At 67.5% G+C, this 24,849-nt stretch carries 20 protein-coding genes, 1 tRNA gene and 2 pseudogenes; 14 read left to right on the forward strand and 9 right to left on the reverse strand.

Going from position 1 to position 24,849, the window contains the following annotated elements; genetic code table 11:
* Window positions 1–44 precede the first annotated feature (44 nt).
* The 3 genes from ACGFIQ_RS17270 to ACGFIQ_RS17280 are packed head-to-tail and all read right to left on the reverse strand — an operon-like array spanning window position 45 to window position 1,187.
* Window positions 45–506, reverse strand: coding sequence for a RidA family protein (locus tag ACGFIQ_RS17270; protein WP_393244579.1), 462 nt, complete (start codon window positions 504–506; stop codon window positions 45–47).
* Window positions 503–658 (reverse strand): DUF4177 domain-containing protein, encoded by a 156-nt coding sequence (locus ACGFIQ_RS17275; RefSeq protein ID WP_007466198.1) that lies wholly within the window; start codon window positions 656–658, stop codon window positions 503–505. Before ACGFIQ_RS17275 ends, ACGFIQ_RS17270 begins: the two co-directional genes overlap by 4 nt.
* Window positions 659–704: 46 nt before the next feature.
* Window positions 705–1,187, reverse strand: a complete 483-nt coding sequence (locus tag ACGFIQ_RS17280; protein WP_393244581.1) for a hypothetical protein — start codon at window positions 1,185–1,187, stop codon at window positions 705–707.
* Window positions 1,188–1,728: 541 nt separating this feature from the next.
* Here ACGFIQ_RS17280 and ACGFIQ_RS17285 point away from each other — a divergent pair.
* The 3 genes from ACGFIQ_RS17285 to ACGFIQ_RS17295 are packed head-to-tail and all read left to right on the forward strand — an operon-like array spanning window position 1,729 to window position 4,532.
* Complete coding sequence (locus ACGFIQ_RS17285; RefSeq protein WP_393244730.1) at window positions 1,729–2,322, forward strand: hypothetical protein; 594 nt, start codon at window positions 1,729–1,731, stop codon at window positions 2,320–2,322.
* Window positions 2,323–2,348: 26 nt separating this feature from the next.
* Window positions 2,349–3,326 (forward strand): ArsA-related P-loop ATPase, encoded by a 978-nt coding sequence (locus ACGFIQ_RS17290; RefSeq protein ID WP_393244583.1) that lies wholly within the window; start codon window positions 2,349–2,351, stop codon window positions 3,324–3,326.
* Between the two features lie 57 nt (window positions 3,327–3,383).
* On the forward strand, window positions 3,384–4,532 hold the full coding sequence (locus tag ACGFIQ_RS17295) for an ArsA family ATPase (RefSeq protein WP_393244585.1): 1,149 nt from the start codon (window positions 3,384–3,386) through the stop codon (window positions 4,530–4,532).
* A 6-nt stretch (window positions 4,533–4,538) separates the two neighbouring features.
* Here ACGFIQ_RS17295 and ACGFIQ_RS17300 read toward each other — a convergent pair whose 3' ends face one another.
* Complete coding sequence (locus ACGFIQ_RS17300) at window positions 4,539–4,859, reverse strand: WhiB family transcriptional regulator (protein WP_030328078.1); 321 nt, start codon at window positions 4,857–4,859, stop codon at window positions 4,539–4,541.
* Between the two features lie 406 nt (window positions 4,860–5,265).
* Between ACGFIQ_RS17300 and ACGFIQ_RS17305 the strand changes: the two genes are divergently transcribed.
* Window positions 5,266–7,695, forward strand: a complete 2,430-nt coding sequence (locus ACGFIQ_RS17305) for a penicillin-binding protein (protein ID WP_393244588.1) — start codon at window positions 5,266–5,268, stop codon at window positions 7,693–7,695.
* A 117-nt stretch (window positions 7,696–7,812) separates the two neighbouring features.
* On the opposite strand, the gene ACGFIQ_RS17310 is transcribed toward ACGFIQ_RS17305, so the two are convergent.
* Complete coding sequence (locus ACGFIQ_RS17310; protein WP_357075463.1) at window positions 7,813–8,268, reverse strand: GatB/YqeY domain-containing protein; 456 nt, start codon at window positions 8,266–8,268, stop codon at window positions 7,813–7,815.
* A gap of 25 nt (window positions 8,269–8,293) precedes the next feature.
* Between ACGFIQ_RS17310 and ACGFIQ_RS17315 the strand changes: the two genes are divergently transcribed.
* Window positions 8,294–9,187: a metallophosphoesterase gene (locus ACGFIQ_RS17315; protein ID WP_393244590.1), complete on the forward strand. Its 894-nt coding sequence runs from the start codon at window positions 8,294–8,296 to the stop codon at window positions 9,185–9,187.
* A 250-nt stretch (window positions 9,188–9,437) separates the two neighbouring features.
* A tRNA-Pro gene (locus ACGFIQ_RS17320) sits at window positions 9,438–9,514 on the forward strand.
* Window positions 9,515–9,581: 67 nt separating this feature from the next.
* Here the strand turns inward: ACGFIQ_RS17320 and xerC are convergent.
* Window positions 9,582–10,743, reverse strand: a pseudogene (gene xerC, locus ACGFIQ_RS17325) (tyrosine recombinase XerC).
* A 403-nt stretch (window positions 10,744–11,146) separates the two neighbouring features.
* Between xerC and ACGFIQ_RS17330 the strand changes: the two are divergent.
* Both ACGFIQ_RS17330 and ACGFIQ_RS17335 read left to right on the forward strand, forming a co-directional pair.
* Window positions 11,147–11,691 (forward strand): annotated as a pseudogene (locus ACGFIQ_RS17330) (cysteine hydrolase).
* 276 nt (window positions 11,692–11,967) lie between these two features.
* Complete coding sequence (locus tag ACGFIQ_RS17335; RefSeq protein ID WP_393244592.1) at window positions 11,968–13,221, forward strand: DNA cytosine methyltransferase; 1,254 nt, start codon at window positions 11,968–11,970, stop codon at window positions 13,219–13,221.
* Here the strand turns inward: ACGFIQ_RS17335 and ACGFIQ_RS17340 are convergent.
* The gene (locus tag ACGFIQ_RS17340; RefSeq protein ID WP_393244593.1) at window positions 13,156–13,992 is read right to left on the reverse strand and encodes a hypothetical protein; all 837 of its coding nucleotides are present in this window, start codon (window positions 13,990–13,992) and stop codon (window positions 13,156–13,158) included. The two genes, ACGFIQ_RS17335 and ACGFIQ_RS17340, sit on opposite strands and share 66 nt — an antisense overlap.
* Window positions 13,993–14,306: 314 nt before the next feature.
* On the opposite strand from ACGFIQ_RS17340, the gene ACGFIQ_RS17345 reads away from it, so the two are divergent.
* The 4 genes from ACGFIQ_RS17345 to ACGFIQ_RS17360 all read left to right on the forward strand — a co-directional run bounded on the left by ACGFIQ_RS17345 (window position 14,307) and on the right by ACGFIQ_RS17360 (window position 19,914).
* Window positions 14,307–16,010 (forward strand): AIPR family protein, encoded by a 1,704-nt coding sequence (locus ACGFIQ_RS17345; RefSeq protein WP_393244595.1) that lies wholly within the window; start codon window positions 14,307–14,309, stop codon window positions 16,008–16,010.
* A 293-nt stretch (window positions 16,011–16,303) separates the two neighbouring features.
* Window positions 16,304–16,822: a hypothetical protein gene (locus ACGFIQ_RS17350; RefSeq protein ID WP_393244597.1), complete on the forward strand. Its 519-nt coding sequence runs from the start codon at window positions 16,304–16,306 to the stop codon at window positions 16,820–16,822.
* Between the two features lie 208 nt (window positions 16,823–17,030).
* Entirely contained in the window at window positions 17,031–17,855 is an 825-nt protein-coding gene (locus ACGFIQ_RS17355) for a class I SAM-dependent methyltransferase (protein WP_393244599.1), read from the forward strand.
* Window positions 17,856–17,997: 142 nt separating this feature from the next.
* Complete coding sequence (locus ACGFIQ_RS17360; RefSeq protein WP_393244601.1) at window positions 17,998–19,914, forward strand: hypothetical protein; 1,917 nt, start codon at window positions 17,998–18,000, stop codon at window positions 19,912–19,914.
* 43 nt (window positions 19,915–19,957) lie between these two features.
* On the opposite strand, the gene ACGFIQ_RS17365 is transcribed toward ACGFIQ_RS17360, so the two are convergent.
* Window positions 19,958–20,431 carry a hypothetical protein gene (locus tag ACGFIQ_RS17365; RefSeq protein WP_393244603.1) on the reverse strand — a complete coding sequence of 158 codons (474 nt, stop codon included), beginning with the start codon at window positions 20,429–20,431 and terminating at the stop codon, window positions 19,958–19,960.
* A 152-nt stretch (window positions 20,432–20,583) separates the two neighbouring features.
* Between ACGFIQ_RS17365 and ACGFIQ_RS17370 the strand changes: the two genes are divergently transcribed.
* Window positions 20,584–21,867, forward strand: coding sequence for an MFS transporter (locus ACGFIQ_RS17370; protein ID WP_393244605.1), 1,284 nt, complete (start codon window positions 20,584–20,586; stop codon window positions 21,865–21,867).
* A 191-nt stretch (window positions 21,868–22,058) separates the two neighbouring features.
* Here ACGFIQ_RS17370 and ACGFIQ_RS17375 read toward each other — a convergent pair whose 3' ends face one another.
* Window positions 22,059–23,765 carry a bifunctional metallophosphatase/5'-nucleotidase gene (locus ACGFIQ_RS17375; protein ID WP_393244607.1) on the reverse strand — a complete coding sequence of 569 codons (1,707 nt, stop codon included), beginning with the start codon at window positions 23,763–23,765 and terminating at the stop codon, window positions 22,059–22,061.
* Between the two features lie 258 nt (window positions 23,766–24,023).
* Between ACGFIQ_RS17375 and ACGFIQ_RS17380 the strand changes: the two genes are divergently transcribed.
* Window positions 24,024–24,821, forward strand: coding sequence for an alpha/beta fold hydrolase (locus ACGFIQ_RS17380; RefSeq protein WP_393244609.1), 798 nt, complete (start codon window positions 24,024–24,026; stop codon window positions 24,819–24,821).
* Window positions 24,822–24,849: the final 28 nt, after the last annotated feature.

Raw genomic sequence — 24,849 nt, forward strand, 5'->3', positions numbered from 1 at the left:
CGGGGCTTTCATCCGAGCGGAAAGTGCAAGATCGCGGGGTGGGGTCAGGCGACCTCGACGATGAGTTCGACCTCCACCGGGGCGTCCAGGGGCAGCTCGGCCACCCCGACGGCGCTACGGGCATGGCGGCCGGCCTCGCCGAAGACGGTGCCGAAGAGGTCGGAGGCGCCGTTGATCACCCCGGGTTGACCGGTGAAGCCGGGCGCGGAGGCCACGAACCCGGTCACCTTGACCACCTTGACCACGTTTTCCAGGCCGACAAGCGAGTCGACCACGGCCAGCCCGTTCAGCGCGCACCGCTGGGCCAGGTCCTTCGCCTGCTCGGCGGAGATCCCGGCGCCGACCTTGCCGGTCGCGAGCAGCTTGCCCTCGGCGAACGGCAACTGGCCGGAAACGTACACGTGCTGCCCGGACTGCACGGCCGGCACGTAGCTGGCCACCGGCGGCACGACCTCGGGCAGGTCGAGCCCCAGTTCGGCGAGCTTCGCGTGCGGACCGCTGCTCACGCCTTCGGCCGCTTCAGGTAGGCGACCAGCTGGTCCGGGTTCGGTCCGGGGACCACGGCGACGAGCTCCCACCCGTCCTCGCCCCAGTTGTCGAGGATCTGCTTGGTCGCGTGGACCAGCAGCGGGACCGTGGAGTATTCCCACTTCTGCATCGCTGAAGGGCTCCCTCTCGGTGCGGCATCTTGTTCGAGGGACAGCCTACGGTCCGCTGGCCGGACGAGGCGCGGGACGCTGCTCCGGCGCGGCCGGCGACTCCCCGCAGCGCCCTTCGTGCTCGTACCCCTGGGGGCAGCGGGACCGGTCGGGCAGCAGCAGGTCGCAGAAGACCCGGTGCCGGTTGTTCTGGTCGTCGGCGTTGGACACGGTGGTCTCACCCGCGTCCAGCTCGGGCAGGAAGCCCAGGGACACCGCGACCCGGCCGGCCAGCACGGTCGCCGCCGCCAGACTCGGCACCCGGATCGGCAGGTGGATGACGAAGCCCGGCTCGTCGTCGTCGCGGGCCCGCTCGGCGAGGTGGCTCGGCGCCCGGGCCGTCTCCGCCTGCTCCGGCGTCCGGCGGTACGACCGTTCGTTGACCGGCTGGCCGCCGATCGGCCCACCGGCCTCGAACAAGGATCCGGGCCGGCGCGCCCGGTCATTGGTCGGGAAATGGGTGCGAGGGATGTTGTCCACGTCGCGCATGCACTGCCTCCGGTCGTACCGCTCGGATCACTCTTCCGGTCCGGACCCATTCGTCCGTTCCGCCCCCCGCGCCGGGACGAAGGTAGGTCGGTGGCCGCAGCCCCGCCAGCAGGACGCGCCCGAATGGTCACCCACAGTCACATATGCGACACACGGCAGGTAAAAAGCCCGATGGCGCCTCCGCGGCCGGTCCCGGCCGGCCGAATCGGTTCGCAGCACGGCGCGGCACGGGAAACACCGCCGCCGTCATCGACCGCTACCCTTCCGGTCGGGCGGTCGCGCAGCGCCCGGCAGCCCGCTCGATCACGCTCGACGCCTCCGGTGGCGGCGGGCGCCGCACTCCTGGGGGAACACGATGACCCAACCGCCCAGCGGCGACCAGGCCGGTCCACCCGCCCTCCCGCCGGCCCAGCCGGACCCCACCGACCAGCCCGGCAGCCCGACCGTCCCCGCCCAGCCGGCCCCCGCCGCGCCGTCCGGGCAGCTCGCGCTCCCCGCGCCCCCCGCACCGGCCGCGCTCCCCGCCCCACCGACCGTCCCCATCCAGCAGGTCTTCCCCGCACCGACCGGTGGGGTCGGCGCCACCGGTACGCCGAGCGGCCCCCCGGCCGCGACACCGACCCAACCGGGCACCCCGGCCATCCCGCCACCACCGCCGGAGTACCCGCCCTATCCGGGCGCGGCCGAGCCGAAGAAGAAGCGCGGCCTGCTGATCGCGGCGATCGCCCTGGTCGTGATCATGGTGCTCTGCGTGGGTGGTGGAGTGTTGGCGTTCCTGACCCTGCGCAACACCGAGACCGGCGAGGGTGCCAAGGAGCCCGCGGTCGCCGTCGACGAGTTCCTCACCGCTGTCTACCGGGATCGCGACGCGACCAAGGCGGCCAACCGCGTGTGCGCCGCGTCCCGCGACGACGGGAAGATCGCCGCGAAGGTCGCCGAGGTGCAGAAGTACGCCTCCGAGTACCAGAACCCGCGCTTCCGGTGGACCACCCCGAAGGTGGACAACCAGACCGGGGACCGGGCCACCGTCTCCACCCGCGTCACCATGACCACCGCCGACGAGAAGGTGGCCGACCAGGACCTGCGCTTCACTGTGGTGCAGAAGACGGGTTGGTGGGTCTGCGAGGTCGCCTGACCACCGGGCGTGGATAGGCTCGTCGCGTGTGTGCAGCTGAGCGGCCGGTCGACCCGGCCGGTACCGGATGGTCGGCCCGCCTCCACGTGGTGACCGGCAAGGGTGGCACCGGCAAGACCAGCGTGGCGGCGGCCCTGGCCCTCGCGCTCGCCACCGGTGGTCGGCGCACCCTGCTGGTCGAGGTCGAGGGGCGGCAGGGCATCGCCCAACTCTTCGGCATCGACCCGCTGCCGTACGAGGAGCGACACCTCGCCGAGGCACCCGACGGCGGTGAGGTGCGCGCCCTCGCGGTGGACGCCGAGGAGGCGCTGCTCGAATACCTCGACATGTTCTACAAGCTGGGCGCGGCGGGCCGGGCGCTGCGCAAGCTCGGCGCCATCGACTTCGCCACCACCATCGCGCCGGGTCTGCGGGACGTGCTGCTCACCGGCAAGGTCAAGGAGGCCACCACCCGCACCTCCGGGCAGCGGCGCGCGTACGACGCGGTGGTGCTGGACGCCCCGCCGACCGGGCGGATCGGCCGGTTCCTCAACGTGACGGCGGAGACGGCCCGACTGGCCAAGGTGGGCCCGATCAAGACCCAGAGCGAGGGGGTCGCCGCGCTGTTGCGCTCCCCGATGACCGCGGTCCACGTGGTCACGCTGTTGGAGGAGATGCCGGTACAGGAGACGGTGGACGCGATCGCCGACCTGACCGCACTCGGCTTCGGCACCGGAAAGGTGATCGTCAACGGCACCCGGCCGCCGCTGCCCGCCGGCCAGGCGGTCACCGCTGCGGAGCTGCGGCGTGGGCTGGTCGCCGCCGGGTTGCCGGCCGATCGGGACACCGTGGCCGGTCTGCACGACGAGGCACGTGACCAGCTCATCCGGCGCGAACTGGAGGATTCGCTCCGCGCCGACCTGGTGGAGCTGGGGCTGCCGATGATCGAGCTGCCGTTGTTGCCCGACGGGGTGGACCGGGCGGGGCTCGCGGCACTGGCCCAGGCCCTCGTCCGCGCCGATTGACTCACACCTGAGCCCAGCACAGGCGCGTCGGCCCACGCGGCCCGATACGCTCGATTGGTGCCTTCCGAAGACGCGGCGCCGCAGCTGGACGTCGACCAGATCCTCGCCGACCCGGGCGTACGGATCGTCGTGTGCTGTGGCGCGGGCGGGGTGGGCAAGACGACCACCGCCGCGGCGCTGGCGCTGCGGGCCGCCGAGCACCACGGCCGGCGCACGGTGGTGCTCACCATCGACCCGGCCCGCCGGCTGGCCCAGTCGCTGGGCCTGACCGAGCTGGACAACACTCCCCGCCAGGTCAAGGGGATCGACGTCGAGGGCAGCGGCGGCGAGCTGCACGCCATGATGCTGGACATGAAGCGCACGTTCGACGACGTGGTGCTCCAGCACACCGATCCGACGAAGGCCGCGGAGATCTTCGCGAACCCGTTCTACCAGGCGATGAGCTCGACGTTCGCCGGCACCCAGGAATACATGGCGATGGAGAAGCTCGGCCAGTTGCACGCCCGGGGCGAATGGGACCTGATCGTGGTGGACACTCCACCGTCCCGCTCGGCACTCGATTTCCTGGACGCGCCGGCCCGACTCTCCCGCTTCCTCGACGGCCGGATGCTGCGGCTGTTGCTGGCACCGGCGCGCACCGGCGGCCGGAGCATGTTCAGCCTGGTCACCGCCTCGTTCGGGATGTTCTCGAAGGTGGTGCAGAAGGTCCTCGGCGCGCAACTGCTCACCGACCTGTCCGGCTTCGTGGCCGCACTGGACTCGATGTTCGGCGGTTTCCGACAGCGGGCCGAGCAGACGTACCGGATCCTGCAGGCAGGGGAGACGGCCTTCCTCCTGGTCGCGGCCCCGGAGCCGGACGCGGTCCGGGAGGCCGCCTACTTCGCGGGCCGCCTGCGGGAAGAGCGGATGCCGTTGGCCGGCCTGGTGCTCAACCGGGTGCACCGGCTCGCGGTGCCGGAGCTGGACGCCGAGCAGAGCCGGGTCGCCGCCGAGCGGCTGACCGAGCTGGGTGGGCACGAGGCGACCGCCGACGTGCTGCGGGCGCACGCGGCGCTTGCTCGTCAGGCCGTACGCGAACAGCAGGTCGCCGCGCGGTTCACCGAGGCGTTCCCCGCGGTGCCGACGGTGTCGGTGACGGCGCAGCCCGCCGACGTGCACGACGTCGACGGGCTACGGACGATCGGCGCGGCGATCAGCCGGCCGTGACCGTCGTCAGTTCGCCGCACTGACGAGGATCTTGTCCTTTCCGGCCTTGTCCTTGCTGTTCTTCTTCATCGCGGCCTCGAACATCTTGCGCCAGCTCGTCACCTGCGGGTGTCGACGCAGCAGCGCCCGCCGTTCGCGTTCGGTCATGCCGCCCCACACACCGAACTCGATCCGGTTGTCCAACGCGTCGGCCAGGCACTCGTACCGAACAGGGCAGCTCCGGCAGATCCGCTTCGCCACGTTCTGTTCGGCGCCCTGTACGAACAACGCGTCCGGGTCCCCGTTCTGACACGCCGCCAGCGACGGCCAGTCAGTGATCATGCCCATGTGTACACGTCCCCCCTTGCAGTACCTACCGACCTCGTCGATGCACGCCAGCCGGCAATTCCCCCCGATCGCCCGGCTCGCCTTCCCCAAGGCGGCACGGACGACATGTGGCGCTGTCGCCGCCCCCATCATGCTCTGTAGTCGACTGATTACGCAACGTTGTCGACGAAATCCATCATTTCGGACAGTCCCGGCTTCCCGGGCCTTCGACCGCCGGTTACCCCGCCGAGGTCGGCGATAACGCTGCGCCGCCTCCTTCGATCGGAGGAGACTCACGCCAGTCACCCGCAACCGAGCACCGGGGGTCGTGCGTTTAGCACAACGAGGGCAGCGCGCGCAGGAAATGGGGAAAGAACGCCCCAGCGCCCCTCGTTCCCTACTCGCGTACCCTGTCGAGGTGACCTGGATGCGGAAACGTGACCACAATGTGCTGACCAACGCCGCATCGCTGCTGGTGTGCGGCCTACTGGCCGGTGTGGTGGTCGCTGCGGCGGCCTTCCCCGCGGTGGCGATGTCCGGCCTGGCCGCGAAGGCCGGCGCCGAGACATTCGGCGCCCTGCCCACGGAGCTGACGGTGGCCCGCGCGCCACAGATCAGCTATCTGTTGGCCTCGGACGCCAAGACACCGCTCGCGACGATGTACGACGAGAACCGGCGCGACGTGAAGCTCGCCGACATCTCTCCGTACATGCAGAAGGCGATCATCGCGGCCGAGGACCATGAGTTCTACAAGCACAACGGCGTCGACATCAACGGTGTCGCCCGCGCGTTCGTCAACAACCAGAACGACGGCAGCCGGCAGGGCGCCTCGACGCTGACCATGCAGTACGTCCGGCTGGCCATCGCCTACTCGGCCACCCACCCGGCCGACGTGGTCGCGGCGACCGAGGACACCAGCGCCCGCAAGCTCCGGGAGATGCGGCTGGCCCTCCAGGTCGACAAGGAATTCTCCAAGGACGAGATCCTCACCCGCTACCTCAACCTCGCCTCGTTCGGCAACGGCGCGTACGGCATCTACGCCGCCAGCCAGGTCTACTTCGGTAAGCCGCCGAGCAAGCTCAAGATCGAGGAGGCGGCGCTGCTGGCCGGCATGGTCAAGGCGCCCACCACGAACGACCCGACCACCGAGACGGGTTACCCGCTCGCCAAGGACCGGCGCGACTACGTCATCCAGAACATGGTCGACATCAAGGCCATCACCCAGCAGGAGGCCGACGCGGCCAAGGCAGTCGAGCTGAAGGTGAAGGACAAGCGCACCCCGAACGGCTGCATCGCCGCGAACGTCAACAGCTGGGGCTTCTTCTGCGACTACTTCTACCGCTGGTGGATGCAGCAGGAGACGTTCGGCTCGACCACGTACGACCGGGAGCGGCGGCTGAAGAGCGGCGGCTACACCGTCGTGACCTCGATCGACGTCCAGGCGCAGAAGGGTGCCGACAAGGCGGTCCGCAAGGCCAAGAGCGAGAAGAGCAAGGAAGCCGCCATGGTCGCGGTGGTCGAGCCCGGCACCGGCCGGGTCCGGGCGCTCGCGGTCAACCGGCAGTTCAAGCTGGACGACCCGAAGAACCCGACGAACAAGATCTCCAGCGATCCGGCGAAGAGCCGGAGGGGCATCCGGGGCAACTACCCGGCGACGGTCAACCCGCTGCTCAGCGGCGGTGACGGCATCACCGGTTACCAGGCCGGCTCGACCTTCAAGATCTTCACCATCGTGGCGGCGCTGGAGAAGGGCATCCCGCTCAGCTACAGCATGAACGCGCCGCAGCAGTTCAAGTCGGAATACATCATCAGCCCCAGCAGCAAGGCGGCGTGCCCCGGCACCCACTTCTACTGCCCGACCAACTCCGGCCTGAAGGCCGGCGGCCCACAGAACATGTGGACCGCGTTCGCCCAGTCGGTCAACACCTTCTTCGTCCCGCTCCAGCAGCAGGTCGGCGCCGAGAACGTGGTCGACGCCGCCAAGCGGGCCGGCATCCAGTTCCGCACCGACGAGGATCTCCGACTCAGTGGCACCAAGCAGGACGCGCACCAGTGGGGCGCGTTCACCCTCGGCGTCTCGCAGACCACCCCGCTGGACCTGGCAAACGCGTACGCGACCCTGGCGGCGGACGGCAAGTACTGCGAGCCGATCCCGGTGCAGGAGATCCGCGACCCGGACGGCAACAAACTGGACATCGCCAACCCGCGCTGTGAGAAGCGGTTCAGCACCGACGTGGCCCGAGCCGCCGTGGACGCCGCCCGTTGCCCGGTCGGCGACAACTCCGAAACCAGCAAGTGCGGCAGCAGCCGCACCGCCGCCGGCGTGAAGGGCATCGTCGACGCGCCAGTGGCCGGCAAGACCGGCACCACCGACTCGGAGAAGACCGCCGCCCTGGTCGCGATGACCAAGCAGTACTCGGTGGCCGGCATCATGGCCGACCCGGACTGGCCGCAGACCAACGTCAGGATGAAGCACAGCGACAGGGACGGCATCAACCCGCCGGTGTACGAGACGCTGCGGGATGCCATGAAGGGCAAGGACCGCATCAAGTTCGAGCCACCGGGACAGAAGATCACCGAGGGTGACCAGCGCAGCATCCCCGGCGTGAACTGCATTCCGGTGGACCAGGCGAAGTCCCGGCTCAAGGATGCCGGCTTCGAGCCGGTGGTCTCCGAGGCCAAGGTGCCGTCGTCCTGCCCGGCGGGCACCGCCCACGGCACCAGCCCGGACGGGCGCACCATCAAGGGTGGCGTGGTCACCATCCAGGTCAGCAACGGTGGTGGCGGCGGCACGCCGGGCAACCCCGGTGGTGGCGGGCAGCCCGGCGGTCGACCCGGGGGCCGTCCCGGCGGCTGAGTCGACGAGTAGGACACGACGGGCGGGCACCCACCACGGGTGCCCGCCCGTTTCCGTTCGTCCGGACCAGCGCCACCCGCCCACGCTCCTGGGAACGCCGACCGGGATGCCGGTGGGTCAGAGGCCGAGCTGTCGGCGTACCTCGGCGGCCACCCGACCACCCTCGGCCTGGCCCGCCACCGCGGCCTGGGCCGCCTTCATGGCCGGGCCCATCTGGGCCTTCCCGGTGAAGCCGCCCGCGGCGAGCGCCCCCGACACCAGCTCGGTCAGCTCGGCATCGGAGAGCTGCTTGGGCAGGTAGCGGTCCAACACCTCACCCTCGGCACTCTCCTTGGCGGCCTGCTCGGCGCGGCCCGCGTCGGCGAAGGCGGTGGCCGCCTCCCGGCGCTTCTTGGCCTCCTTGGTCAACACCGCGAGCACCTCGTCATCGGAGAGCTCGCGCTTGGCCTTGCCGGCGACCTCGGCGGTGCCGACGGCGGCCAGGGCCATCCGCAGCGTGGAGGTGGTCAGCTCGTCGCGCGCCTTGAGCGCGGAACGCATGTCGGCGGTGAGGCGGTCCTTCAGCGTGCTCATGGACGGTCAAACTACCCTGAACGGCATGCGAAAGCGCACACTATTCCGTCTCGCCGCCGGAACCGCCACGGTCGGCGCCGCCACCCTCGCGTACGCGTCGCTCATCGAGCGCAACATGTTCACCCTGCGGCGGTACGACGTGCCGGTGCTGCCGGCCGACGCGGAACCGCTGCGCGTGCTGCACCTGTCCGACCTGCACATGATGCCCGACCAGGCGCGTAAGCAGCGCTGGGTGGCGTCGCTGGCCGCCCTCGACCCCGACCTGGTGGTGGTGACCGGCGACAACATGGCCCACCCGGGCGCGGTCCCCGGAGTGCTGCGGGCCCTGCAACCGCTGCTGGACTATCCGGGTGCGTTCGTGTTCGGCTCCAACGACTACACCGGGCCGGTGCTGAAGAACCCCTTCACCTACTTCCTGCCCGACCGGGAGTACACCGAGGGCGTCGAGCTGCCCTACGAGGACCTGCGCCAGGTGTTCACCGGCGCCGGCTGGGCCGACCTCAACAACGCCCGGACCACGCTGAAGGCCGGCGGCCGGCAGCTCGACCTGGTCGGCGTGGACGACCCGCACATCGACCGGGACGACTACCCCACCGTGGCCGGGGCGGTCTCGTCCTCGGCCGACCTGTCCATCGCGCTGACCCACTCCCCCGAGCCGCGGGTGCTCGACCAGATGGCCGCCGACGGCTTCGGGCTGCTGCTCGCCGGGCACACCCACGGCGGTCAGGTCTGCGTACCGGGGTACGGAGCCCTGGTGACCAACTGCGGCCTGCCCCGCTCGATGGCGCGCGGTCTGCACCGCTGGCCAGGGTCGGACTCGTGGCTGCACGTCTCCGCCGGCCTCGGCACTCACCCGACCGCCCCGATCCGCTTCGCCTGCCCCCCGGAGGCCAGCATCCTCACCCTCATCCCCCGCTAACAGCCCCCGGCCCTCGCTCCCCGCCCGTCCTCGCCCCCGCCCGTCCTCGCCCCCGCCCGTCCTCGCACGCCCCGGCCCCGGCCCTCGCCCGCGGCCCGGACCAAGATCCACACAACATCGGGGACTCTGCTGCCTCGGCGTGCCGTGAGGCAGCGACACCGCTGAAGTTGTGCGGATCTTGGGGGTCCGGGCGGCGGGGGTACCGAGTTTGACCATCCGGGCGGGTGGGCTACTATTTGTCGGCACGCCTCGGGGTGTGGCGCAGCTTGGTAGCGCGCTTCGTTCGGGACGAAGAGGTCGTCGGTTCGAATCCGGCCACCCCGACCAGAGGTCAGAGGGCACATCCGATCCATGGATGTGCCCTCTGGTGCTTCCTGGGTGACTAACTGAGTGACTACCGCTCCGGGGTGAGCGCGAAGATGCGATCCATCGCGACCGCGCCACTCAGTAGCACCGGCCGCAGTTGATGCCGGTAGACCTTCTCCGTGACCGTCGTGCCGGAGTGCCCGCACAGGTCGGCGATGTCTTCCAGGCTCACGCCGCTACTCGACAGCACCGAGACGAAGCTGTGCCGCAGTTCCCGGGGTGTCCACTCGGCGGCGGTCAGGCCGGCCTTGGCGGCGACCCTACGGCAGGCTCGTCGGCCGTTTGCGGCGTCCAGAGCGCGACCGGTCGCGGTGGCGAACACGAGGTTCCGGGGCTGCCAATCCTTGCCGGCCTTCTCCCGGTCGCGCTGTTGTAGCTCCCGGTGGCGACGGAGGGCGACCACACATCGGAGCGGTAGTGCGAGCGTGCGACGTGACTTCCTGGTCTTGGTGTCCCCGCCGGCCCGGACCGAGTGCCACACGCAATAGACGGCGGCACGGGCGGATCATCGTCGGGCCGCCCGGCCAGGTCGACATCCTCCCACGTAAGCGCCCGCAGCTCCTCGGTTCGCGCGCCCGTCAGCAGGAAAGCACCACGTAGGCGTAAAGGCGCCCGTCCTCGGCGGCGCTAAGGACCGCCTTGGCTTGGTCGAGCGTAAGCGATTTCGAGGGACGCCCCTCCTGACCTTTGGGTATCGAGCAGAGAGCCACGACGTTTCGCTTCACCTTGTCGCGAGCAATTGCCCGATTGACCGCCCGATTTAGGCAGGCGTACAACTCGCGTAGGGTGCGGGTGCTGAGGGTTGCCACTTTGTCGGCTAGCCACCGGTCAACATCTTCCTCGCTGAGATCGCGCAGTTTCCGCGCGCCCAACTCAGGATGGATGTGTCCACGGCAGAGGCAGCCGCACTTGTCAGCCGTGCACTTCGCTACTCCGCTCAGCCCGTAGGCAAGCCAGTCGTTGACGGCGTCCGCGACGGCAAAACCCTGGGGAGCGAGGACCAGCCCGTCTTCGTGGTCGCGCAGCACCTCCTTGAGCTTGCTCTTGGCTTCTGTCTTGGTCTTGCCGCTTCCCCGGCGGACGATGCGCTTACCAGCCGGGGTGTAGCCGGTGGTGACGGACGCGATCCACCGCTGTCGTGACTCGTCCCAGTGCAGGCCGCCATCTCCGCGACCTCGGCGCATGGTCATCAGGCAGCCTCCTTCATGCTTCCGCGCTCAAGTAGCGCGACGTAATCAGCGATCGCTTGGGCGGGTATGAGGCGAGCACGCCCCTAGGTGACTGACCGGAGACGACCGGATCGAAGCTGTTCATAGATCACGGTGCGACTCATGGTCGGGCGTCGTTTATCACCCAGTCGCTTCCGAGCGCTCCCTGACGGAATCCGAGTTGGTCGCCTGTGAGCTGGCGGTGCAGTCGATGTGGGCCTTCACCGACGCGGTTACTCGCCAAATTGAGCGCGGCAAGGATCCTGAGGTGTCACCGGAGTACGGGTGGCGCTACCTTCGGTAGAGCAATCCTGCGAACCAGCGATCTCATGCCAGCCCTAGAGCAAGCGTTGAAACCCTCCATGATGTGGATCGAGGTTGAGCGGTGAGCATCAATCAGCCGGTACTAGTGGTTACCGACATGCAAAATGGGTTCGTGCGCGAGCAGTCGGCGCACATCGTGCCGATCGTAGTCGACCTTGTCCGACGTGGCAGAAGGCCGGGGGCGACACATTTTTCACACGTTACCTGAACTATCCGGGCAGCCCTTTCGAACGCTTCTTTGGCTGGTGCCGACTGCAGAACTCCCCCGATATCGACATCGCCTCCGAGCTGCATCCATACATCGAACATAGAACCGTACTGGACAAGAAAGTCCACAGACCGTTTACGTCTGAAGGCGTAGAGCTATTTACGCGACGAGGGTGGAACGAGTTCTACTTCTGCGGTATCGCGACTGAGAGCTGCCTCTTGAAGGTCGCTGTGGATGCCTTCGAACACAACCTGACCCCATGGCTTGTTCCCGATGCTTCGGCCAGTCACGCAGGCCCCGAGGCCCATGATGCAGGGCTGCTCGTAGCTCGCCGCTTCATCGGCCCCAAGCAGGTGATCACACGAGCCGATGTGCCAGCCGCACTTCTTGGCCATTAGAAGACTCCACGAATAAACGCCCCCCCCCCCCCCGAGCGAATTGACAGGAAGACGCCTCTTCATCCCAACCTATAGCAGTGTCGTCCTGACTGAGTGAGTGCTGGAGGTCTCGACGTATAGGACGCTCTTGGCATCGTTAGGGGCGCCAATCTCGATTTCTGATCCCCACACCCCTCACTCTGGAGCAACTACTACCGCCCACGACTCGTCAGCTACCTTGCGTTACCACGACGTGCCGCGGCGGGCAGGGCTTGCCAGGTCTGGCACAATAGAGCGGTGCTGACAGCAGTAGACCTCTTCTCCGGCGCCGGCGGCATCAGTCTCGGCTTGACAAGGGCTGGGTACAGAGTCTTGCTGGCATCCGACCTTCATCCCGAATACAGCGCCACCCATGCTTCCAACATGCCTGACACCGTGTTCAAGGTGGGCGACATACGGAACTGGTCCGACGATTGGCTCTTGAAGCAGACTGGCTTACTCTCAGAAGAGTTGGATCTCTTAATCGGCGGCCCCCCTTGCCAGGGGTTCTCCATCATCGGTAGCCGAGTGACTCACGATCCACGAAACGACTTGTTCAGGGAGATGTTCCGGCTAGCCCGCGTAGCACGCCCTAAGGCGCTCGTGATTGAGAATGTGCCTGGGCTTACCACGCTCGCGAAGGGCGCATATCTCTCTCACATTCTCGAAGGATATGCGGAACTCGGCTATAACGTTGACTATGCCGAACTGCTTGCCGCTCAGTACGGAACTCCGCAGATGCGTCGGCGCATGGTCTTTGTTGGTTTCCGCAAGGATCTAGGTTTGCGAGCCGGCCTTGGCTTCCCCGCGCCTCGTAGAGGCAACAGAGGAATTGGTGAGCTGCCAGCGAACCTCACCGTGTCCGCCGCCGACGAGGCACAGTTTGTGAACACACGAGAGGCCTTGGGCGACCTGCCACCTGTGGCTGCCGGAGATTGCGTCGGCACCTATGTGGGACCTCCGGCCACGGAATACCAGCGCGAAATGCGGGCGGGTCTACGGTCGGAGCTCTTCAACCACTACGCTGCCAGTCTTTCGCTAGCGAACCTAGCGCGGCTACAAGCGCTTGCCCCCGGCCAGGACTGGCGTGACCTTCCGAAGGAGCTGCTGCCGCCATCGATGCAGCGTGCACTTCGGAAGGATCACACCAGGCGGTATCGACGGATGACCTGGGAAGGAGTTCCTAGGTCGGTCATTACCCGATTCCGCGACCCCAAGACTGGCGAGTACACCCACCCTGACCAGGATCGAACACTCACCATCCGGGAGGCTGCTCGGCTGCAGGGGTTTCCCGACTGGTTCATCTTCTCGGGAACAAGGACCAGTCAATATGAGCAGGTAGGAAACGCTGTACCCGTCCAGCTCGCTCAGGCAATCGGCGAGGAGGTAGCAGCGGCGCTGAGGCAGACAGCTACGTTTGTCTTACCGAAGTCCGCTAAACGGTATCTACGGGTGCCCGACACTGCCGCCCAATGCCTTCCTTTTGACCTTCTCGATCAGGTCAGCTCGTAAGAAGCTTGTAGCTACACCGCTGGAGGTTAGCGCCTCCTGATAGTTGGACAGCGTGGTCCTGATCGCCTCGACGAAAATCAACGGCAATTGGCCATCGACTCCAACCGTCTCTGCGTAATCGAAGCCAACGAATGTTATATCCCAGTCTTCACCGACGGCCACGGGCTGGAAGTTTACGCGCTTGCGGAGTTGCCGCAGAATTGCATGTTGGGCTATGACGTAAAGGGGAACACCTACCTCTCGCAGGTATTCGCCCTTCATTGCTACTTGCGTTCCCAACCTCTTGTGGACATTGCTCATGTTGATGCCGTAGGCGACCTTGTCCGCGCGCCCCTTTGCTTCAGCCTCGGTGCTGAAGTACTCTCGCCACTTCTCAGTGTTGTGATCCTCAAAGGCCCGCCAAGCTGGGCCGACGCCGCCCCCCCTAAGGTCAATTGCTTGCGACTCGATTGCGATTAGATCGACGCCACCCTCCGCCGCCGTCGAATCGGCAAAGGCTACGTAATCCAAGCTCAGCCTAGGTTCGGATGTTGCCGCCACCTCCGCCACCACGGTGGCATCTGCAGCTCCGAAGTGATCCTCTACCGCCCATCTAATCGGGTCACCGTCTAGCCTGTGATCACACACCGCGTAGGTTCTCGCAGTCCCGAGATCCCACTTTGCCGCATAGGTGACGGAACAGTAGCCGTACTTGTATTGGGCATACTTTTCGCATTGTCCGCCGATAAACGGGCACCGCTTGTGGGTCCGAGCGAACTCGGCTGCGGGCAAAGAGCTGCCGTACGGATACCCGAAAGCTTCGACGATCGGGAAGGCTTGAACTCGCGGAGGACGTCTCTGGCCAGGAGGCATCCGGACACCGTACGGCAGTGGGTACTCTTCAGGCGGCCGGCAGGGATGATCCACTCTTACCCGGCATACCCGTCCGAAACGCAATCCGCGAGGTTGCCGCCTCTGGAGACTTGGGCCAGCGAGAGATTGAGGAGACCCACGGACCGCACGTCCGCTGGCATACTGCAAGGCTGCTAGCGAAATCGAATGGGGAGCACATGGCTAGAGCGGCGAGCAATGCCCAGACGCTTCTGATGCGGATCTTCGACTCGTGGCGCGAGGAGTATCTGCCGGACAGCGACCCAGGGACGGCGTTCGAGATATTTGCATCGGAGCTTACGCTCCGCCCTTATGGCCTTGGGCTGGACGAAGTGGCAGCCGGCGTGGTTGGCGGTGGTCAGGATGGCGCGGTCGACTCCGTGTATGTCTTCTTCGACGATACGCTCTTGGACGAGGATTCCGAGGTTTTGCAACCCAAGAGCAGGGCAAGCGCATTCGCTCAAGAGCGCTCGCTGGAGCTTTGGGTTATCCAGGCAAAGCGCACTCCGGCCTTCTCGGAAGGCGCGCTCGATAAACTCGAAAATACTCTTCGTCGCGTACTGGACCTTCGAACGCCGCTTGAGGATCTCGAAGTACTTTACAACCCCTCGCTTCTGACCCGTTTTGGCTTCTTCAGAGACGCATGGGAGAAACTGCTGGTTCGCAGGCCACGCCTTAGCGTCAACGTGGTTTATGCGACGCCTGGCGACAGGAAGGACGTAACCCCGCAGGTAGAGGGCAAGATCCTGGCACTGCGTCAAGTGGTAGCGACACAAGTGCCTGACGCAAGAGTGGGCGTTGAGTTGCTAGGGGATGCTGAACTGCTGGCCCGATACAACGAACGGCCATCTTACACGCTTGAAATGAGGTACCAGGAAGCTGCAACGAGCGGAGACTCGCATGTAGCGCTAGTGGCCTTGTCTGATTACTTCAACCTTATCGTCGACGAGAATGGGCGGTTGCGTCGCCATCTCTTCGAGTACAACGTCCGAGACTATGAGGGAAACGTTTCAGTTAACCTCGAAATCCGCAAGTCACTTAACAACGCAGACGGCCCAGAGTTTTGGTGGCTGAACAACGGCGTGACCATCCTCTGCAGCGAAGCGACTAGCGCTGGCAAGAAATTCTCGCTTTCCGATATCCAGATTGTTAATGGGCTTCAGACCAGCCATGAGATCTTCGAGGCGCTTCGCGATGATCCTGGGGTTGTCGGGGCCGGCCGAATGCTGTTAGTCAGGATCATTGTAACTGACAATGCCGCGGTGCGAGACCAGGTTATTCGTGCAACAAATCGCCAGACCAGCGTTAAAGACTCCTCGCTTCGAGCTACAGACGAAGTGCAGCGCAACATCGAGAACTACCTTCTGACGAGAGGGTGGTACTATGATCGCCGTAAAAACTTCTACAAGAACGAGGGGAAAGACGCATCCCGCATCGTAAGCATTCCGATGCTAGGTGCAGCGATGACCGCAATGGGACTCTTTCGTCCCGACATGGCACGGGGCAAGCCGTCATCACTCCTCAAGGCCGACGAAGACTACAAAAAGGTATTCAATGCCTCGATCGACCTACCCATTTACTACTGGGTCGCGAAGATGCAGCGTCGAGTGGATGCTTTTATCGTGTCAGAGCCAGCCAACGCGTCGATACAGCAGAAGAGCAATCTCAAGTTCCACCTTTCGATGCTGGTTACTGAGAGCTTGAATGGCGGGCCTGTCCGCAATCCGCAGCAACTCCGTCGTGTCGCCAGCGCAGAATTGGACCTGCCCGATGAGGAACTTCAAGAATTGTTTGAGAAACTCAAGATTTGGGCGGGCGGTTACATGATGGATGAGGAACCAATCCTAGAACGGGCGGCGAAGACCCAGCGGTTCACTGAATATCTGCTTGAACGTGCCCGGGAAGCGCGGGCCGGCTGAGGCCAACAGATATCAACGCTGTTGTTCCTGCTAGTGGCGTTGCGTGACCAACTGAGTGACAACCGGTACGCATACCAGCAGACACCAACGAACGGTGGGGAACTTCATAGCGCGGCAGAACGGGCCATACCGCCTGGTTGGGAAGCCATAATCATTCGTTCGGGACGAAGAGGTCGTCGGTTCGAATCCGGCCACCCCGACCGAGGTCAGAGGGCACATCCGATCCATGGATGTGCCCTCTGGTGCTTTCCGGCTGATCAACACCATGGCATTGATCACGTATCGTGCTGCCGGTGTCCGACCAACCGGCGCCGAAGCCCAGCCGCAAGGCCACTGTCGCTCTCGTCCTGGCCAGCGTGAGCCTCGTGCTGTCTCTGGTCACGTGTGGCTTCGTGGCCGTGACCGGGCTTGAGACCTTTGCTGATTCGCTTCAGTCGTCGCCGCGGCCAGCGAGTGCGTCGGAGGTCGAAGCCATCGCCCACGTGACCTTTCCGCCTGGCACGGTGCTCCTCTCGGCAGCCCAGAGCAACGGACTGGAGACCCACCTGTCGGCGAGGTTCCGAATCCCTCGCGCGGCTCTCGACACCTTCCTGACCGACGGAGGCTTCGCCGCCGGGTTGACCCCCGGACTACGCGCCGTCACCAAACAGGACGACGTCGGCGGAGGAGACACCTGGCACCCTGAGACGGCTGTTCGAGTCTCCGGAATTGACGAAGAGACACCGGGACCCAACGGCACCTACCGTCGCCTGCTGGTGGATCTCGACAGGGAGGACGCCGTGACGGTGTACCTCTGCGCGAGCCGGCCCTGATGTCCGAGGCTCGCGCAGACCGCTGACGGTTCGCCGCACTGCCACGCACGGATCCCTCGCCGTCGACACTTGAGACGGACACCTGGAATCAGGACCGAGCGCGCCCTGCCTGCCGAAACCGCCACCAACATAGGTACTTCTGCCGATCCCCCGAGGCAGTGGTTCACCTAGCGTCGGCAGCACCACTACCGTCCGAGGGGGAACACACATGACCACCGCACTCGACTTCGACGCCGTGAAGACACGCCAGCAGGTGACCTGGGCCAGCGGCGACTACGGTGCGGTCGCCGCCCTCATCCATCCGATCTCCGAGTCGCTGGTGACGGCGGCCGACCTGTCGGCCGGTGCCCTCGTGTTGGACGTGGCGACCGGCTCCGGCAACGCCGCCATCGCCGCCGCCCGCTGCGGCTGCGTCGTGACCGGCGTCGACTACGTACCCGGGCTGTTGGAACGGGGTCGTCAGCGGGCGGCGGCGGAGCGGCTCCCGGTCGCCTTCGTGACCGGGGACGCGGAGCACCTGGCGCATCCCGACGGGACCTTCGACGCGGTGCTCTCCGTCGTCGGCGTGATGTTCGCCCCGGACCAGCAGCGGGCAGCTGCCGAACTGGTCCGGGTCTGCCGGCCCGGCGGCACGGTGGCGCTGGCCTCGTGGACGCCCCAGGGGTTCGTCGGCGAGTTGTTCCGCACGGTGGCGCGGCAGGTGCCGCCACCGCCGGGGCTGCGCGCGCCGGTCGAGTGGGGCGACGAGGCCCGGGTCCGCGAGTTGCTCGGCGGGGCCGTGGGCGACCTTCGGGCGGTACGCCGGGAGTTCGTCTTCCGCTTCGGCACGCCGGAGGAGTTCGCCCTCTTCTTCCGGGCCAACTACGGGCCGACGTTGAAGGCGTTCGAGGCGCTGCCCGAGGAACGGCGACCGCAACTACACGCCGACCTGGTGCAGCTGGCCCGTACGCACAATCGGGCCACCGACGGCACGGTGCGGATCCCGGCGGAGTACCTGGAGGTCGTGGCGCGGCGGACAGCCGACCCGGTCTGACCGGCCCATCGGAAGATCATCTATCCGTTAGACCGGCTACCCAGCCGGCCGAACGGTGGTTGCCGCCCAGCATCAGCGCACGGTTTGATCCGCCTGATCATCCGTTCAGCAGGCGGAGGACGCACGGGGAGGACCATCCACTGTGACCAGATTCAGGCCACGCCGTGCCGTCGTCAGCGCACTCGCGCTGACGCTCGGCCTCAGCGGGCTCAGTCTCATCTCGACCACGAGCGCCGCCGTCGCGGCACCGCACTACGACGACCCACCGGCCGTGCAGGTCGGCTGGACCGACTCGGCGACGCCGAAGAAGGCGTACCCGATCGACAGCAACACCAACATTCCGCTCGGCACCTGGCAGGACGACGCGGGCAAGAGCCACACCTCCCGGGTGTACGCCACGTACGACCTCTCGGCCCACGAGGGCAAGAAGATCTACGGTGCCAAGGTCTTCCTCGACGAACGCAGCGTCGCCGACTGCAGCAAGCGGGCCGTCGAGATCTGGCGGACGAAGCCGGTCACCTCGACTCCGACCTGGAACCGGCCGCCCGCAACGCTCGCCAAGCTCGGCGAGGTGCTCACCCCTCCGCAGATCTGCCCCGGTGCCATCATCACGTTCGACGTCGGCGCGGCGGTGCAGGACGCGGTGGCACACCGGCAGCGGTACATCACCTTTGAGATCCGGGTGCCGGAGCAGTACGAGAGCGACGCCTCCTACGGCCGGCGATTCCACCCCTACCGCGGTGTCCAGCTGAGCACCCAGTTCAACTCGGTGCCGCAGATCGACAACGCCCACCTGTACAACGGTGGCCTGCCCTGCACCCAGTTGGCCCCCTACCCGCGCATCGGCGGGTTCGCCAGCACGTTGCAGGCGGTCGGCACCGACGCCGACGAGTACGACGAGCGCTCGGTCAGGACCGAGGTCGCCATCTGGCCGAAGGCCACCCCGGAGGCCCGGCAGGTGTTCACCGGCGAGCACGGCCAGTCCGGCCGAGCCAACACCGTCAACCTGCCTGAGGGCACCCTCACCGACGGTCAGTCGTACGTCTGGCAGGCCCGGGTGACCGACGGCGCGGACTACTCGCCCTGGTCGAAGAAGTGCTTCTTCACCCACGACCGCACCGCTCCCAGCGCGCCCACCGTCACCTCGTCCAACTACCCGCCGGACACCACCGGCGAGTGGGGGCCGGTCGGTGTGCCGGGCATCTTCACGTTCTCCGGCAACGGCAACAAGGACGTCGCCGGCTTCGAGTACTCCTGGCTCGGCCTGGGCGTCCACGGCTGCTCGGCCAGCGGTGACCACGGCCAGTGGGAGTGCCACAACCCGCTCGACCAGCCCGGAGCGGTGCGCTTGCAGACCCCGGGTGGGTCGGCCACCGTGACCATCAATCCGCTCCACTCCGGCCCGCAGCGGTTGAGCGTGCGCGCCATCGACCTCGCGGGCAACGTCTCGGAGACCGTGACCTACAGCACCTTCATCGCCCCGGGCGAGCCACAGGTGCAGGTGGAGAACGGTCGGCCCGAGTGGGGCCAGGAAGTGTTGCTGAAGTTCGTCCCGGCTCCCGGTGTCAACGTCCGGGATTACGAGTTCGTCCTCGACGGCGGAGAGCCGCAGACGCGGGACGCCCAGGAGGATGGGACGGCCTTCTTCAGCTTCGTCGCCACGAACCCGGACGGGCACCGACTCACCGTCCGCAGCCGTAGCGACAACGGGTACGTGTCGCCGGAGAGCCACTGGTTCGCGTACTTCGATCCCGGCCCGGGGGTGAAGTCCGACGTCTACTACTCACCGGACGGTTCGCCGGTCGGCGGGGTGGGGGTCGAGGGCACCTTCACCTTCTCTCCGCCGCCGGGTTGGACGGACACTGCGGCCTACCGTTACAGCTTCAACAACGCCGAGGCGACCGAGGTGGCAGCCGACGCGAACGGCCGGGCCACGATCACCTGGGCACCGACGGCCAGCGGGTTCACGGACCTGACCGTCTACGCCGTGCGCGCGGACGGCACGGTCAGCGACTACCCCAACTGGTACTACTTCGACGTGGCGGCCTCGACCGCCTGACATGTCCGACGGGGGCGGCTGCTGGTGTGGCCGCCCCCGCCGGTCAGTCCTGCCGTTCGGTGCGCTCGATCTCGGCGAACGCGGCGGCCAGGTAGTCGTCCAACGGCACGCCGGTCGCCGTCAGCAGATCGGCCACCAGCAGCGGTGCGTGCCGGGCCAGGGCGGACGCGTCCGGCGGTGACTCGTCACCCTCGGGGTCGTACACCCCCAGTGCGCCGGCCAGCAGGACGAGCACCACGTGCGGGTCGACGTCCGAACGCCACAGTGCGGCCCCCTGCACGCAACGGGTCAACACCTGGCGGATGTCGTCGCCGGCCAACCCGTCCGGATGGCTCTCCTCCAGCAACAACCGGACCACCCCGCCGAGCACCAGGCCGGACCGCTCGTCGGCGGCGAGCCCGACGACCGCATCGTCGTACGCCTGACCGTCACGTGCCTGGGCGGCGGCGACGGCCACGGTGGCGGTCACGGCGATGGCGCGGGCGGTAGCGGGCAGATGTCGCCAGGTGCCGGTCATCGGGTCAGCATCGCAGACCCGGCCGACGTCGCCGGACCGCGGGAGAGTCGGGTGGATCATCGTGGGATCGGTCACCCGTCGGGCTGCTCGAAGGTGCGGCGCGGCCGAAAACGAGTCGCGTGGTGTCACACCCGACCAACAGAATGCCGGTCATGCTGCGCCGCGCTCTGCCCCGCCGTTCGGAAGCCCGCCGGATCCTTGTCGGCACCCTCCTGTCGGCGATCGGGCGCGGTCTGACCCTGCCGTTCCTGTTCATCTACCTGACCGACGTACGCGGGCTCACCGACACCCGCGCCGGGCTCGTGATCGGCTGGTACGGCGCGGTCACCCTGGCCCTGTCACCGCTGGGCGGGACGCTGATCGACCGGTTCGGCGCTCGCCGGGTGGTGGTGCCCTGCCTGCTGATCGAGGCGGCCGGCACCGGCTCGCTCGCACTGGTCCACTCGACCGGTTCGGCCCTGCTGGTGATGACGGTGATCGCCGTCGGCAGCTCGGCGATCTGGTCCGGGCAGAACACGATCCTCGCGTCGTTGACCGACGACGGCGAGCGGCAACGCGTCTTCGGGCTGAACTTCGCCCTGCTCAATCTCGGTATCGGCATCGGTGGCATGACCTCCGGCGCGATCGTCGACACCGCCCGGCCGGGCACCTTCCAGGCGATCTACCTCCTGGACGCGGTGACCTACCTGCTGCCGGCGCTGATCCTGCTCACCCTGCCCGGCGTGGGCCACCGACTCGGCAGCCGTCGCGGCGTCGACGAACCATCACCCGGCGGCTACCTGACCGTGCTCCGCGACCGCCCGTTCCGACGGCTGGTGATCTTCGGGTTGGTCCTCACCACCTGCGGCTACGCGCAGGTCGAGGTGGGCTTCGCCGCGTACGCGGTGCGGGTCGTCGAGGTGAACCCCCGGGTGGTGGCGTGGGCGCTCGCGGCAAACACCGTGATGATCGTGCTCGCGCAACTGCTGGTGATCCGCCGGATCGAGGGGCGCAGTCGCACCCGGGCACTGGCAGTGGTGGGTGCGGTGTTCGCCGCCGCCTGGTTGGTCCTCGGCGCGGGCGGCCTGGTCAGCGGTGAGAGCGCCCTGTTCGCCGCCGTGTGCGTGGTGGCCTGCTCGGCGATCTTCGGCTTCGGCGAGACGATGCTCTCGCCGGTGATGCCCGCGCTGACCAACGCACTGGCCACCGACGAGCTACGCGGCCGCTACAACGCCATGAGTTCGATGATCTTCGGGGTCAGCGGTGTGATCGGCCCGGTGACCGCCGGCCCGCTCATTGGCGCCGCGAACGGCATGGTCTGGGTGGCGACGGTGGTCGGCGGCTGCCTGGTCGCCTCACTGGTCGCGCTCTCCCTGCGCCGCCTGCTCAGCACCGAGCAGGACGGCCTCGCGACCACCGCCCCGGCATCCCCCGCCCCCGCGCCCACTCCAGCCTGACCTCCAGGCGCAAACAGGCGCGGGCACTGGGACGGGCACGCGCAGGGGACGTCGGCAACGGATGCGGGCACGGACACGAGCAAGGGGCGTCGGGAACGGGCACCCGCTGACCGGACGCGGACATGGGAAGTCGGGAACGGGTCGGGCCCCGGAGCGGGTGCTCCGGGGCCCGATGATCGCGAGGTCGGCCGTCAGGCGGCGGGGACCTCGGCGGTGGTGCGGATGCGGTCCAGCGTCGGTGCGGAGACCGGCGACTGGGCGGTCAGGTACGCAACGAACGCGTCCAGGTCGATCTGGCCGGTGACCCGGTTGGTCCCGCCGGTGAGGGCGCTGAAGCCGTCACCGCCGCCGGCCAGGAAGTTGTTCACCGTCACCCGGTAGGTGGCGGCGGTGTCGACGGCGGTCCCGCCGAGGGTGAGGCTGCCCCGGACCACACGGGTGCCGGCGCACGGGTCGGCCACCGTGCCGGTGGTGCCGTTCGGGTCGACCACATAGCCCACGGTCGACGACGGGTACAGCGTGCGGTTGGTGACGAACTGCTGTTCCAGGACGCAGTAGAGCTGTGCGCCGGTCAGGTCCAGTGTCACCAGGTTGTTGGCGAACGGCTGCACCGTGAACGCCTCCTCGTAGGTGACCGGGCCGGCGTCGAGGTCGGCCCGGACCCCGCCCGGGTTCATGAGGGCGGCGACGGCGCCCTGCTCGTCGTCGGTGGCGGCGAGCTGCGCATCGGCGATGAGGTTGCCCAGCGGCGATTCGCCCAGACTCGTACCGAAGAGGGTTTCCTGGCTCCGGGTGATCGCCTCGCTGGTCACGCCGACCTCGCGGCCGGCGACCGGGCCGAGCACCGTCTTGTAGTGGTTGATCAGTGCGGTCTGCTTCGGGTCCTTGGCCACGTCGCGGGTGACCACGACGTTGTTCGCGGCGGCGGAGACGACGTCACCGGACCGGCGGTCGATCTTGAGGTCGATGTCGGTGACAAGGCGACCGAACGAGCTGGCGCTGGTGACCAGCTTGCCGTTGATGTCGCAGTTGTACGCCTGGTGGGTGTGCCCGCTGACCACCACGTCGATCGACGGGTCCATCCGGTTGGTGATGTCCACGATGGGCCCGGTCATGCCGACGCAGTCGTTGATGCCGCCGGTCGCCGCCTGGGTGCCGCCCTCGTGCAGCAGCACGACGATCGCCTGTACGCCCTTGCGGCGCAGCTCACGAGCGTACCGGTTGGCGGTGTCCGCCTCGTCGGCGAAGGTGAGGCCGGCGACGCCCTCCTGGCTCACGATCTGCGGGGTGCCCTCCAGGGTCATCCCGATGAAGCCGACCTTGACGCCCTGCACCCTGTGGATCGCGTACGGTGCCAGCAGCGGCTTGCCGGTGGCGGTCTTGAAGGCGTTCGCGGACAGGTACTTGAAGCCGGCGCCCCGGTAGGGGGTGCCGTCGGCGCAGCCGTCCACCGGGTGGCAGCCGCCGTTCTGGATCCGCAGCAGCTCGGCGGCGCCCTCGTCGAACTCGTGGTTGCCGACGCTGGCGTAGTCCAGCCCGGCCATGCTCAGCGCCTCGATTGTCGGCTCGTCGTGGAACGCGGCGGAGAGCAGCGGGGACGCGCCGATCAGGTCGCCGGCGGCGACGGTGATCGTGTTCTTCTTCTTGGCGGCGGCGCGCAGCTCGGCCAGGTGGGTCGCCAGGTATTCGACGCCGCCCGCGGGCTGCCCGGCGATGGTGCCGCTGGACCCGCTCGGTGGTTCGAGGTTGCCGTGGAAGTCGTTGAGGGCCAGCAGGGTGACGTCGACCGGCTTCGGCCGCGCGTCGGCCTGCTCAGGGCTGGTGGCGACCGCGCCGAACGCGGCCACCGCGAGCGCGGTCAGGCCAATGGCGGCCCGTCGCATCCCGGTTATGGACATGGATCTCCTTGTGAGAATCGGCGCACGTGGGGCCCGGTCTCTGGGTCGACCGGGCCGCCGCGCGACACCGTCGTAAGGGTCGCGGTTGGCGGCGGTTAGGTGATGGCCGCCTGCCCCGAAAGCCTCTCATCCGGACGCCGCCGGGTCGACCCGGAGCTGCGGGTACGCCTGCGACAGGTGTTTACCGCGGTCTGGCAGACATCGTCGTACCCAGGGTCTAGAAAGGACGGGACGGTGAGCGCGGACGGAGGCAGCATCGTGAGTGAGACGACACCGACGGTGGAGCAGGTGCGATCGGCGGACGGCACGCCCATCGCGTTCGAGCGGTCCGGTGCCGGGCCCGCGATCGTCCTGGTCGGCGGCGCGTTCAGCGATCGTGGTGCGACTCGTGAGCTGGCCGCGGCGTTGGCACCGGATTTCACCGCTTTCGGCTATGACCGCCGGGGCCGGGGCTTCAGCGGCGACACCGCGCCCTACGAGATCGGTCGCGAGATCGACGATTTGGCGGCCCTGATCGCGGCGGCCGGTGGTTCCGCCGCCGTCTACGGGATCTCCTCCGGTGCGGTCCTGTCCGCCCTCGCCACCGCGCAGGGCCTTCCGGTGACCAGGTTGGCCCTGTTCGAGCCACCGTTCCAGGTCGGTCCGCACGTGGGCGTCTGGAGGGATCTCACCGCGCGCCTCATCGAGCTGATCGCCGCCGACGACAGGGACGGCGCGGTGCAACTCTTCCTCAGCGACTCGGTGGGGCTGCCGGCGGAGGAGATCACCAGGATGCGGTCGCAACAGATGTGGGGCGGGCTTACCGCAATCGCGCACACCCTGGTGTACGACTCGATCGTCACCGCCGGGGGGCGACTGCCGGCCGACCGGCTGGCGGCCATCACCGTGCCGACGCTCGCCGTGCACAGCACCGGCAGTCCACAGTGGCTGCGGGACGCGAGTGGGGCGGCGGCCGAGGCGGTCCCGGGTGGCCGGTCCATCAGCCTCGACGGTGGTTACCACGACGTGCCGCCGGCGACGCTGGCTCCCGCGCTGCGCGAGTTCCTGCTCGGTTGACGGCCACCGACCCAGCGACCCGACCGAC

Source organism: Micromonospora sp. NPDC048898 (genome assembly GCF_043198035.1).
In the GTDB taxonomy this organism is placed as follows: domain Bacteria; phylum Actinomycetota; class Actinomycetes; order Mycobacteriales; family Micromonosporaceae; genus Micromonospora.